This window comes from Phytopseudomonas seleniipraecipitans (assembly GCF_900102335.1).
In the GTDB taxonomy this organism is placed as follows: Bacteria; Pseudomonadota; Gammaproteobacteria; order Pseudomonadales; family Pseudomonadaceae; genus Aquipseudomonas; species Aquipseudomonas seleniipraecipitans.
In genome coordinates this window covers 183,963-196,930 of sequence record NZ_FNBM01000008.1, presented here as the reverse complement: position 1 = coordinate 196,930, position 12,968 = coordinate 183,963, and the positions used below count along the sequence as shown (strand labels likewise).

The 12,968-nt window shown below is 62.8% G+C and carries 8 protein-coding genes; 1 reads left to right on the top strand and 7 read right to left on the bottom strand.

The window, feature by feature from the left end:
• Window positions 1-987 precede the first annotated feature (987 nt).
• The 7 genes from BLS60_RS16950 to BLS60_RS16920 all read right to left on the bottom strand — a co-directional run bounded on the left by BLS60_RS16950 (window position 988) and on the right by BLS60_RS16920 (window position 11,730).
• Complete coding sequence (locus BLS60_RS16950; protein WP_092370336.1) at window positions 988-2,277, bottom strand: NCS2 family permease; 1,290 nt, start codon at window positions 2,275-2,277, stop codon at window positions 988-990.
• A gap of 222 nt (window positions 2,278-2,499) precedes the next feature.
• On the bottom strand, window positions 2,500-3,738 hold the full coding sequence (locus BLS60_RS16945; protein WP_092370333.1) for an MFS transporter: 1,239 nt from the start codon (window positions 3,736-3,738) through the stop codon (window positions 2,500-2,502).
• Between the two features lie 119 nt (window positions 3,739-3,857).
• Complete coding sequence (locus tag BLS60_RS16940; protein WP_092370330.1) at window positions 3,858-4,151, bottom strand: hypothetical protein; 294 nt, start codon at window positions 4,149-4,151, stop codon at window positions 3,858-3,860.
• A 105-nt stretch (window positions 4,152-4,256) separates the two neighbouring features.
• On the bottom strand, window positions 4,257-6,371 hold the full coding sequence (locus tag BLS60_RS16935) for a hybrid sensor histidine kinase/response regulator (protein WP_092370327.1): 2,115 nt from the start codon (window positions 6,369-6,371) through the stop codon (window positions 4,257-4,259).
• Window positions 6,372-6,483: 112 nt separating this feature from the next.
• A complete protein-coding gene (locus BLS60_RS16930; RefSeq protein ID WP_092370324.1) occupies window positions 6,484-8,874 on the bottom strand; it encodes a hybrid sensor histidine kinase/response regulator in 2,391 nt (796 codons plus the stop codon).
• A 54-nt stretch (window positions 8,875-8,928) separates the two neighbouring features.
• The gene (locus BLS60_RS16925; RefSeq protein ID WP_070880492.1) at window positions 8,929-9,420 is read right to left on the bottom strand and encodes a response regulator; all 492 of its coding nucleotides are present in this window, start codon (window positions 9,418-9,420) and stop codon (window positions 8,929-8,931) included.
• Window positions 9,421-11,730 (bottom strand): ATP-binding protein, encoded by a 2,310-nt coding sequence (locus BLS60_RS16920; protein WP_092370321.1) that lies wholly within the window; start codon window positions 11,728-11,730, stop codon window positions 9,421-9,423. It lies immediately after the preceding gene.
• A gap of 287 nt (window positions 11,731-12,017) precedes the next feature.
• On the opposite strand from BLS60_RS16920, the gene BLS60_RS16915 reads away from it, so the two are divergent.
• On the top strand, window positions 12,018-12,953 hold the full coding sequence (locus BLS60_RS16915) for an SdiA-regulated domain-containing protein (RefSeq protein ID WP_092370318.1): 936 nt from the start codon (window positions 12,018-12,020) through the stop codon (window positions 12,951-12,953).
• Window positions 12,954-12,968: the final 15 nt, after the last annotated feature.

Below are 12,968 nucleotides of genomic sequence, written 5' to 3'. Positions count from 1 at the left end.
GTGACCGTTGATCATCGACGGCGCGGGACGCGTCCGGGAACGCGTTGCCACGCAGAGCGGTAGGGCGTCCTCGCGAAGCAGTACGCCGTTGCGGTTGTGTCAGATCGACGTGGTTTGGCGGACTGTTCGCTTCGCTCCTGAGTCCGCCCTACGTGCTGCCGAAGTGCCGTGACCGTTGATCATCGATGGCGCGGGACGCGTAGCGTCCGGGGAGGCGTTCCCACGCAGAGCGGTAGGGCGTACTCGCGTAGCCGTACGCCGTTGCAGTTGTGTCAGATCGACGTGGTTTGGCGGACTGTTCGCTTCGCTCCTGAGTCCGCCCTACGTGCTGCCGAAGTGCCGTCACCATTGATCATCGATGGCGCGGGAACGCGTTCCCACGCAGAGCGGTAGGACGTACTCGCGAAACAGTACGCCGTTGCCGTTGTGTCAGATTGACGTGGTTTGGCGGACTGCTCGCTTCGCTCCTGAGTCCGCCCTACGTGCTGCCGAAGTGCCGTGACCGTTGATCATCGATGGCGCGGGACGCGTAGCGTCCGGGGGGACGTTGCCACGCGGAGCGGTAGGGCGTACTCGCGTAGCCGTACGCCGTTGCCGTTGTGTCAGATCGACGTGGTTTGGCGGACTGTTCGCTTCGCTCCTGAGTCCGCCCTACGTGCTGCCGAAGTGCCGTCACCGTTGATCATCGATGGCGCGGGACGCGTAGCGTCTGGGGAGGCGTTGCCACGCAGAGCGGTAGGGCGTACTCGCGAAGCAGTACGCCGTTGCTGTTGTGTCAGATCGACGTGGTTTGGCGGACTGTTCACTTCGCTCCTGAGTCCGCCCTACGTGCTGCCGAAGTGCCGTTGCCGTTGTGTCAGATCGGCGTGGGTTTGGCGGACTGTTCGCTTCGCTCCTGAGTCCGCCCTACGTGCTGCCGAAGTGCCGTCACCATTGATCATCGATGGCGAAGGGCGCGTCCGGGAACGCGTTCCCACGCAGAAGCTCTTAGAAGAGCGCCAGCTTGATTACGCAGAACACCGCCAGCGCCACCAACATGCCGTTCAGCTCGCGGTAGCGGCCAGCCAAGGTTTTGGCCGCTACCCAGGTGATGAAGCCAAAAGCGATGCCGGTGGCAATCGAATAGGTCAGCGGCATCGCCAGGGCGGTCACCACCACGGGCGCGGCAACGGTGATGTCGCTCCACTCGATCTCGGCCATGCCCGACGCCATTAGTACGGCGACGAACAGCAACGCCGGCGCAGTGGCAAACGCCGGCACGCTACCGGCCAGCGGCGCGAAGAACAGTGCAAACAGGAACAGTACGGCGACCACGATGGCAGTCAGCCCGGTACGCCCGCCCGCACTCACGCCAGCTGCGGATTCGATATAGCTGGTGGTGGTCGAAGTGCCCAGCAGCGAGCCGCCCAGGGCAGCGGTGCTGTCGGCGATCAGCGCACGGCCCATCTTCGGCAGGTGGCCGTCCTTGCGCATCAGCCCGGCTTTCTTGGCCACGGCGATCAGCGTGCCGGAGTTATCGAACAGGTCGACGAACAGGAAGGCGAAGATCACGCTGATCAGGCCGACGTCCAGCGCGCCGGCGATATCCAGCTGCATGAAGGTCGGTGCCAGCGACGGCGGCATCGACACTAGACCGCCGAACTCGCTGACCCCGAGCAGGATGCTCAGCCCGGTGACCACCAGAATGCTGATCAGCACCGCGCCGGTGATGCGCAGCGCTTCCAGGCCGATGATCAGGAAAAAGCCGAGAATCGCCAGCAGGGCGGCGGGCGAGCCGAGATCACCGAGGCCAACCATGGTCGCCGGGTTGGCCGCGACGATACCGGCGTTCTGCAGCGCGATCAGCGCCAGGAACAGGCCGATGCCGGCGGCGATGGCCGAGCGCAGTTCCAGCGGAATGCTGTTGATGATCCACTCGCGGATCTTGAAGATCGACAGCAGAAAGAACAGGCACGCCGACAGGAATACCGCACCCAGCGCGACCTGCCAGGTGTGGCCCATGCCCATCACCACGGTGTAGGTAAAGAAGGCATTGAGGCCCATGCCCGGCGCCAGGGCGATCGGGTAGTTGGCGATCAGGCCCATCACGGCGGAGCCGAAGGCGGCTGCCAGGCAGGTGGCGACGAACACTGCGCCCTTGTCCATGCCGGTCTCGCCGAGGATGCTCGGGTTGACGAACAGGATGTAGGCCATGGTCAGGAAGGTGGTGACCCCGGCGAGTATTTCGGTGCGCACGTTAGTGTTGTGCGCTTTGAGTTGGAACAGTCTTTCCAGCATGCGGGGGCTCCCGGGGCGGCGAACACGCGTTGACAGAGGCAGAAGGCAAGCAAAGCACATCACGTGCCAGTAGGGCCGGCGCCTGTTACTACGGCGACCCTGGCATGCTGCTGATCCGCGAAAGCGCGGCATCATAGCAGCTCCGCAGCATTTCGCCGCGGGGTCGAATGCAGCACGTTTCTGCAGGTGCCAGATGGCATCTGCACAGGCACGGCGCAGCCGTCAGGGCTTGTCGTCGCCCACCAGCGGCGTGTGCATATGGTCGCGGGTCGACAGCGCCGGGAACAGCTTGATCCACAGCACGCTGATGGCGATGGCGCCCACGCCGCCCATCAGTACCGCCGGCACCGTGCCGAACCAGGCAGCACTGACCCCGGCGCGGAAGTCGCCGAGCTGATTGGAGGCGCCGATGAACAGGCCGTTCACCGCGCCAACGCGGCCGCGCATCTCGTCTGGCGTCTGCAATTGCACGAAGGCGCCGCGGATCACCATGCTGACCATATCCGCCGCGCCGAGTAGCACCAGCGTCGCCAGGCTGAACCACAACGACGTCGATAGCCCGAAGCCGATGGTCGCCACGCCAAAGATCGCCACCGAGCCGAGAATCACCGGACCGACGCGCCGTTCGATGGGGTGGCGTGCCAGGTAGATCGACATCAGCAGCGCACCAACAGCCGGCGCCGAGCGCAGCAGGCCCAGGCCCCAGGGTCCGGTGAGCAGAATGTCCTTGGCGAATACCGGCAACAGCGCGGTGGCGCCGCCGAGCAATACGGCGAACATGTCCATGGAGATGGCGCCGAGGACTTCCGGGCGACTGCGGATAAAGCGGAAGCCGGCGAGCAGCGACTCCACCGAGATCTTCTGCTTCAGCGGTTTCTGTTGGGACGGCAGGCTGAGCATCATGCCCATGGCGATCAGGTACAACACCAGTGCCGGGCCGTAAACCCAGCCTGGCGCAACGGCGAAGAGCACGCCGCCAAGCGCGGGGGAAACGATGGTGGCGGTCTGCATCGCTGAACTGGAGGCAGCCACCGCAGCAGGAAACAGGCCCGGCGGCACGATGTTCGGTAGCAGCGCCTGGGTGGTGGGCATTTCGAAGGCGCGCGCGGTGCCCATTAAAAAGGCGATGACGAAGATCATCTCGCGGGTCAGGTTGCCGGTGCTGGTGCTGACCAGCAGCGTCAGCGCGACCATAGCCTGGCCGCACTGGCACAGCGCCGCAACCTTGCGACGGTCGAAGCGGTCGGCGACGTGGCCGGTCAGCAGGATGAAGAGGATTTTGGGCAGAAACTCCACCAGGCCGACGAGGCCCAGGTCGAGCACGTTGCCAGTAAGGCTGTACATCTGCCAGCCAATGGCCACGGTGAGCATCTGGAAGCCGCTGGCGGTGAATACCCGGGCCAGCCAGAAGCGAATGAAGGGCGTGTGATGACGCAGCAGCAACTGACCATGAACGGACATTGGAATACTTAGGCGACTACCGACGGCCGATCAGACTAGCACGTCCCCTGTAACATTTGGATGCAAGCGACCGTAAACGCGACAGGCCGCCCTTGGCCCGTCACGGTTGCACGGTTTGTTTAGTGGATCAGGCCGCTGAGCAACCACAAGCCGAGAAAGAGCCAGATCAACCCGCCGATAATCGAACCGCGCATGAAGGAGCGCACCGCGCTGTACAGCAGGGTCAGGCCAAGCAGCAGCACGGCGATGCTGAGCAACGAAGGCGTGACGCCCAATGCGCCGGACATGCCGTCGATAAAGCTGGCTACCGCGCCGCCCAGCATGCTGATGACGCCGCTCAAGGCGTCGACGATAAAGCGGATGAACGAGCCGAACGCCTCACCGAGGGATTCGAAAAAACCTTCTACGCGCATGAAGACATTCCTGAGATACAGAAGAGACGGGCAAAATCGGGGTGCTGGCCTATTGGGCTGTCAGGAGCAGACGGAGTTCCACGAGTTTGCGCAGCGGCGCGGGGCTCACTCATCGCCAAGCATGCTTTTGATCTTGGCCGCCAGGGCATCGAACGAGAACGGTTTGGCGATCATCTCCATGCCGTTGTCGAGGTAGCCATCGCGCACTTCCGCGCTTTCCGCGTAGCCGGTGGCGAACAGTACCTTGAGGCCTGGCTGGCGCTGGCGGACTGCGTCGGCCAGCTGGCGACCGCTCATTCCGGGTAGGCCCACATCGGTGAGCAGGAGATCCAGCGGCGGGCTCTGCTCAAGCAGCCCCAGGGCGCTTTGCGCATCGCCGGCCTGCATCAGTTGATAGCCCAGTTCCTCGAGCACCTCGACGATCAGCATACGCACGACCCGGTCATCCTCGACCACCAGAATTCGCTCACCCGTGCCTCGCGGCGCCTGTACCGGGTCGACCTGCGCGGCGGTATCGGGCTCCATGTGCAGGCGCGGCAGATACAGGTAGAGCGTGGTGCCGCGGCCGACCTGACTGTCCATGTGCAGGTAGCCACCGGTCTGTTTCACGAAGCCGTAGACCATAGACAGGCCCAGGCCGGTGCCCTGGCCGATAGGTTTGGTGGTGAAGAACGGCTCGAAGGCATGACGCATGATCTCCTGGGACATGCCGCTGCCGGTATCGCTTACGGTGATCAGCAGGTAGTCGCCGGCGACCACCTGGTAACCGCGGGCGAGGCTTTCGCCAAGGTGGGTATTACTCGTTTCGATGCGCAGCTCGCCGCCGTGGGGCATCGCGTCGCGGGCGTTGATGGCCAGGTTGAGCAAGGCATTTTCCAGCTGATGGCCGTCGCTGCGGGTCAGCCACAGGTCGTCGGCCAGCCCGGTGATCAGGCGAATATGCTCGCCGAGCGTACGCGCCAGCAGTTCCTCGGTGGCACGCACCAGCTTATTGACCTCCACAGGGCGCATGTCCAGCGACTGGCGTCTGGCGAAGGCGAGCAGCCGGTGGGTCAGGGAGGCACCGCGGTTGGCGGATACGATGGCGGCATCGATGAACTTGCTCAGCACTGGATTCTCTGCCGGCAACTTGCGCTTGATCAGTTCCAGGCTGCCGAGTATGCCGGCCAGCAGGTTATTGAAGTCGTGGGCGATGCCGCCGGTAAGCTGGCCGATGGCTTCCATCTTCTGCGCCTGGCGCAATTGCTCTTCGGCCTGCACGCGCTGCAGCACCGCTTCGCCGACCCGTTCTTCGAGCGTCTGGGTCAATTGGCGCAACGCCAGCTCGGTTGCCTTGTGCGCGTCGATATCGATCAGCACACCCGGAAAGCGCAACGGCGTACCGTCTGCCGCCAGCTCACAGCGGCCGTTGGCTTCGATCCAGCGGTAACTGCCATCGGGTTTGCGAATCCGGTATTCGGTGCGGTAAGCACCGCCGGTTTGCATGGTCTGCTCGATCAGCGTGCGCACCCGCGGGAGGTCTTGCGGATGAATCGCCGAAGTGACGACGTCGAACCGTATGCCGTGGCCGGCTTCCTGCGGGTCTGCCGAAAAGGCCCGCGCGAAGCGTTCATCGCCCGTGACCTTGTCGTTGGGAATGTCCCACACCCAGGTGCCGAGTACTGCGCCGGCGTCCAGCGCCAGTTCGATGCGTTCATTGGCGCTGCGCAGCTCGGCTTCGGCCTTGGCGCGTTGCTGGGTGACGATCATCTGGCTGGTGGTTTCCACCACGATGCACATCATTCCGTGAGACTGGCCGGCGGCATCGAGCAGTGGGTTGTAGTAGAGGTTCATCCAGGCGTCGTCCTGCAGACCCGGGCGGCGCAGGGGCAGGTAGAGGTTTTCCTGGGAAATCGATTTGCCCGCCATGCCCATGTCGATCACGTGACGGTTCCAGTCGGCGATCTCCGGCCAGGCATCTTCTGCCGGCAAACCGAAGATCTGCGGGTGGCGCAGGCCGGCGAAGGTGGCATAGGCGTCGTTGTAGATCAGCACGCCACGCGCACCGCACAGCAGCACGATCGGAGTCGGGGAGGAGAGGATCAGGCGTGTGGAGCTGATCAGCACATCCGGCCAATCACTGATAGGGCCCAGCGGGGTGCCGGCCCAATCGAAGCGCCGAATCAGCTCGACGATATCGCCGGACTGGCCGGCAAACAGGCAGGTTTCTGTGACCATCATCTACATCGCCAACAAGTGTCGTGGAAGCCTACCGTAACGGCCAGCGGCATGCATTCGATGATGACGCCGTGTGGCCGCCATGCGCTGATCTGCCGGCTCGAGGTGTCGCGTTTCAGCCGGCTTTACAGCCCGCGAGGGCGTGCTGCAGTTTCTCCGCCAGCTCTTCACGGCGGTAGGGTTTCTGCACGATGAATGTTTCGTCGGCATCCAGCCCGCCGAGCTCGGCATAGCCAGTGACGAACACCACCGGCAGCTCCGGGTAACGGCTGCGAGCGACCTGCGCCAGTTCGGCGCCGTTCATGCCGGGCATGGCGAAGTCGGCCAGGAGCAGGTCGACCTGGTCGTCGAGCTTGGTCAATGCCTGCGCGCCGCTGTCAGCCTCGCGCACCTGGTAACCCAGGGCGTCCAGGGTAAGCGCGGTGACCTCGCGCACATGCGGGTCATCGTCGACCAGCAGAATGGTGCGCTGCGCGCCATGCTCGGCGTTGCGTTGAGGTTGGCTGGATATCTCGTCGAGCGGCTTGATGACGTCGCGCAGCCCCGGCAGGTAAACCTTGACCGTGGTGCCAACGCCGATCTCGGTGAGGATGCGTGCACCACCGCCGGACTGTTTGGCGAAACCGAACACCTGCGCCAGGCCCAGGCCAGAGCCTTTGCCAATCTCCTTGGTGGTGAAGAACGGCTCGAATGCCTTGGCCAGTACCGCCTCGCTCATGCCGCTGCCGGAGTCCTGTACCGAAAGCACCACATAGTCGCCGGGCTCAGGATCTTCGGGACGCCGCGGCGCCTGGGTGATGACTTCGTTGCAGGTGCTCAGGCGCAGCGTTCCGCCTACCGACATGGCATCGCGGGCGTTGATCGCCAGGTTGAGGATGATCAGTTCGATCTGCGTCGGGTCGACCCGTGCATGCCACAGGCCCGGCTCGGTGGAGGTTTCGATCAATACGCTGCCGCCGAGGGTGCTCTTGAGCAGTTCCAGCATGCCGTACACGGTTTCGCCAAGGTTGACCGCTTCCGGCACCAGGCGCTGGCGTCGCGAGAAGGCCAGCAGCTGGCCGGTCAGTTTGGCCCCGCGCTCACCGGCATCGGTGATGTTCTGCAGGCGGCTGCGGGCCTTGTCGAGGTTGCCCTTTTCCAGGTCACGGATCAGGAAACTGGTGCTGGTCAGTACCACCGTCAGCAGGTTGTTGAAGTCGTGGGCTACGCCAGCAGTAAGCTGGCCGACCGCTTCGAGGCGTTGCATCTGCTGCAGCGTTGCCTCGACACGTTCACGCTCGTCGATCTGCTCGCGCAGACGCTGGTTGGTAGTCGCCAGCTCCTCGATAACCGCGCGTTCGTGGGTGATGTCGCGTACTGCGGCGTAGAGCAGGTCGTCGTCGCGTACCAGAATCCATGACAGCCAATGGTAGTCGCCATTGGCGTGGCGCATGCGGTTGACGAAACGCACCGAGACGTTGGCCGAGGTGACGCGCTCGATCTGTGCCAGGGTGTCGGTGAGGTCGTCGTTATGAACCAGCTCCCAAAGTGGCCCCTGGGTCAGTTGCTGGCGCGACCAGCCGAGGGTCTGTTCCCACGCCGGGTTGAGCGCGCTGGGGTGCATATCGAAGCGCAGCACGGCGAGCAGGTCGCGGGACAGCTCCCAGTTGCGGTCACGCTCGCGAGTACGCTTCTCGACGCGCTCGCCGAGCATGTCATTGAGGCGTAGCAGGGCTTCGTTGGTCTGCTTTTGCTCGGTGATGTCATGCAGCACGCCGAGAAAGCGCGAGCATTGCTCGTCTTCGAAAAAGGCCTGGCCACGGGCAGAAATCCAGCGCTCGCTGCCATTGTTCAGGGGCAGGCGGAATTCGGCCTGGAATTCGTTACCGGTGTTGTTCGAGAGCGCCTCGGCGACCTGCTTGCGCAACTGGTTGCGGTCATCGACATGGCAGCGCTCATAGAACAACTCCATGTTGATGTCTTCATCCGGCTGGAGCTCATAGAGCGCCCGGCAACGCTCGTCCCAGATCAGCGTGTCGGTGGCAGGAACGTAATCCCACATGCCCATGCGCGCCGCGCCGATGGCCAGCCGCGCGCGGGCTTCCACGGCCTGCAGGGTATCCTCGACATGGCGGCGCTTCTGGCGTTCGCTGACCTCGGCGATGGCGCGATCGATGGCCTTGGGCAGGAAGGGCAGGTTCTGCTTGAGAACATAGTCGACCGCACCCAGGCGCATCATCTCTACCGCATGCTCTTCGCCGAACATGCCGGACAGGAAGATGAAGGGCGTCTGCGGCGCCAGCCGTCGCGCGACTTCCAGCGCCTCGGCCCCGGAGGAACCTGGCAGCAGGTAATCGGACAGAATCAGATCGAAACTTTGCTCTTGCAAGGCTCGCTCGGCCGCCTGATGGTCATAGACCAGTGTGCTGTCGACAGACAGTCCAGCGCGCTCCAGCGCGAACAGGGCAAGCTCCGCGTCACGCGGGCTGTCTTCGATAAACAGCAGTTTCAGGGGTTCGGGCGGCATGGGAAAGTTCGTCGATTACTGTCTGTTGTAGGCCGGCGTTTCAAGCGAAACCGTTCAGTTACCAGTGTTGTCGGCTTCCGGCTCGTTCTCCGAGCCACGTCGATGCAGGCGTAACGAACCAGGAGGCGGCTCATTGAGTACCGCCCAAAATACCCCAAGATCAGAGATGGCCGAGACAAACGCCTTGAATTCGACTGGTTTCACCACGTAAGCGTTCACGTTCAATTCATAGGCGCGTTGCAGGTCCGGGCCTTCGCGTGAGGAGGTCAGCATGACGATGGGAATGCTGCGCAGCTCAGGGGTGTCACGCACGATCTTCAACACTTGCAGGCCGTCCACCTTGGGCAGCTTGAGGTCGAGCATCATGATCGCCGGGTTGCCGGGCAGGCGGTCGGCATGTTCGCCACGGCGAAACAGGTAATCCAGCGCCTCGGCACCATCGCGCATGACAATCACGTCATTGGCCAGCTGGCTGCGTTCCAGGGCGATCAAGGTCAGTTCCAGGTCGTGGGGATTGTCTTCGACCAACAAAATCGGTTTGAGCATTCAGATCCTCGTCCCATCAAGGGATGCAGCGGGGTGCTGGCGTTTGGGCAACGCAAAATAAAAGGTGGCGCCTTGATCGATTGCGCCTTCGGCCCAGACTCGGCCATCGTGACGCTCGATTATACGCCGTACGCTGGCCAAGCCTATGCCAGTACCTTCGAATTCCTCCATGCGATGCAGGCGTTGAAACACGCCGAACAGCTTGTCGACATATTCCATATTGAAGCCGACGCCGTTGTCGCGGATAAAGACCACCACCTCGTCGTCATTTTCCTGAGCGCCGATGACGATGATCGCCGGGTTGCGCTCGCGGCTGTACTTGATGGCATTGGCCAGCAGGTTGCGCAGCGCCAGGTGCAGGAACACCGCATCGGCAACCACCGTCGGCAGCGGCTGCACGTGCCATTCCAGGCTGCGCCCCTGGTAGTCGGGCTTCATCTCTTCGCGGATCGAGTCGACCAGTGCCTGCAGGTTGACGTCCGAGAAACGCAATGCCGAGCGGCCCATCTGCGAGAAGCTCAGCAGGTTGTCCACCAGCGTGCCGGCGAAACGTGCCGACTCGCCGATGTGTTCGAGAAAACGCAGGCCGCGCTCCGACAGCTTGGCGCCTTCGAAGTCGCTGAGCAGCTCGGCGTAACCGGCAATGTGCCGCAGCGGCGCACGCAGATCGTGGGACACGCTGTAGGAAAAGGCTTCCAGTTCCTTGTTGGATTTTTTCAGGTCGCTGGCCAGCTGCGCCATTTCCTCGGCCTTGCGCAGCACGATGCCGAGCACCGCATTGCGCAATTCCAGCGCACTCTCGGGCTCCTGAGCGTGCCAGGGCGTGGAAAAGCCGCTGATGTTCTCCTGCCAGCGCGCAAAGCTGTTGCGCGGATTGAGCACGCCACTGGCGCTGATGGATTTTTCCGGCTTGCCAGCCCAGTTGACGATGCGCGTCTGCTCCGGCTTGAACCAGATCAGGTAATGCGAATGCAGTTCGGAAATCGCCACTGCCAGAACGCCCGCCACATGCTTGGCGAGCCCTGGCAGCTGAGGAATATCACGGCTGACATTGTCGGTCTGGAACAGATCTTCGCCGGAGCGCGTGCTCAGCCACTGCACCAGGGCATTGACCTGATCGCGTGGTGGCGTCTGGCCAATCAGTTCACACCGCGAAGCGGAAATGATTGCCGCGCCGCTGGCGCGAGCGAAGTTCAGGAAGGTGTCGGGCAGTGCCAGCAAGCCCTCGCTGACGCTGTCGCGGTCAGCCATGGATGAAAGCATCTGCACGATCTGCTGGCGTAATTGCAGCAGATGCTGGGTGCGGGCCTGGGCGATCTTCGCCTCGATCTGCAGCGACAGCATGCGGCCGAGCAGTTCGCAGGCGGTGCGGGTCTGGAAACCCACCGAACGTGCATTGGCGTGGTGGCAGGAGATCAGCCCCCAGAGCTGCCCTTCGACGACGATGGAAATCGACATCGAGGCGATGGTCTGCATGTTGCGCATGTACTGCAGGTGCACTGGCGATACGCTACGCAGCGCGGCATAGCTGAGGTCCAGCGGCTGGCCGGTGCGCGGATTGAGCGCCGGGCGCAGCGGCGACGGCTGATAGTAAGCGTCTTCAATCACGCGGATGCGGTTGGCCACATACAGGGCGCGCGCCTGGGGCGGAATATCCGATGCGGGAAAGCTCAAGCCGAGATAGCTGGGATAATCTTCATCCAGGCTTTCGGCAAGCACCAGCCCATTGCCGTCGGCGTCGAAGCTGTACGCCTTGACCCGCCCAAAGCCGGTGATGCGTTTGACCTCTTCAACCGACAGGCGGCACAGCTCGTCGATGTCGACGGCATCCTGCAGGTGACCGATGAAGGTGCGCACCACCGGGTAGAGGTTGTTGTACGCCGCAATCACGTTGGAGGTCGGCTCGAACTCGGCAATCAATACGCCGTCGTAGCGGTGCGCCATCATCGCGATCAGTTGGCCGCTGCGACTGCCCTCGCGGAAACGCACGTCGCCGATATGAAAGGGCGTGGTCTCGTCGTGGGACAACTGCGCCAGGCGTTCGGCCAGCGATGCGCTGTCTTCGAGTAGCGTATCCAGTGGTTGGCCCAGCAGCCGATCAGGATCGAGGCCCAGCCAATCGCTGACGTTTTCACTCACCTGCAGCACCGTGAGCGCTTGTTCGTCGAACGCCATCAGGAATCCCTGGGGCTGAATGCTGCCCGGAATATGAATGGGTTCTTTGGCGCAGTTGGCGATGGCGCTGCTCAATGAGGTGATGGTTTCGCTGGACGCCAAGAGGTTCTCCTTCAGTTCCAGGCCGGTCTGCATGAATGGTTCGTAGCAGATTCGTTGGGGAGGCAGGACGCTACAGCCTCAGACAACGGCGTGCGAGATCTTCTCCGTGAATGTGTTCCCGCGCGGGCAGTCTGCACGCTCTCACTGGCCGGGTAAACCGTCATACAGCGTAACGATTGCCAGGTGCCGTCGGTGCCCGGAATCACAGGTGCCGAGGAACTTTGCCCGCAGGGCACTGCTCTCAACACCGCCTGTCACTTCGACAGATTGCAACATTTCTCGGGCACATTGCCCGCATTTAATGAATCACGAGAATCGCCATGATCTCTGTTGCCAAACGGGCCTTTTCCCGTCTGCCCGTTCTGCGCCCGTGGGCGTGGCTGCTGTTGCTGATTCTCTCCGTCGGCGCTTACCAGATGCGCGCCGTGCACCTGGACGACCGTCTTTATTACTGGCTGACCACGCCTGCGGTGTCGCAATGGGCGCCAGACAGCCTGCTCGGTCGTGAATACAAGACGCAGGTAGATGCCAAGGCGGTTGCCGGGGTCAGCGATAATCTGTCGGGGGTGAGTTACGACGAGCAGCGCGATCAGCTCTGGGCGGTGCTCAACAACCCCGAGGAATTATTGGCCATGAGCAAGGACGGCGAGGTGCTGGCGCGCTACCCGCTCAGTGGCTTCAGCGATGTCGAGGATGTGACCTACCTGGGCGACGGCTTGTTGCTGCTTGCCGAAGAGCGTGATCATGCATTGGTGGTGGTGCCCGTGCCAGAGCGCTCCGGGGCGCTGTTTCGCGAGGACTACCGCTCCCTGACGCTGGGCATCCAGCGCGGGGGCAACGAGGGGTTCGAGGGCGTTGGCTATGACCGCGCGCGGGACCGGCTGTTCGTGGTCAAGGAGCATTCGCCGATGAAGCTCTACGAAATACGCGGCCTCAAACGCAGCGTGAACGGCAGCTTTGACCTGGAAATTCTCGATCACGACGACTGGATTCGCGATTCGGTCTTCGCATCGGATCTGTCCGCGGTACATTTCGACGCGCGCACTGGCCATGTGGCGCTGCTCAGCGACGAGTCAAAGCGGATCATGGAACTGGATGGCGACACTGGCGAGCTGATCGCCTACCGTGATCTGGACAGTGAGTTCGCCGGCCTCGGCAAATCGGTTCCGCAGGGCGAGGGCATGACCTTCGATGACCGCGGCAACCTGTACATCATCAGCGAACCGAACCTGTTCTATCGCTTCGGCCGCGGCTAAGCTGCCGTGCCAAGC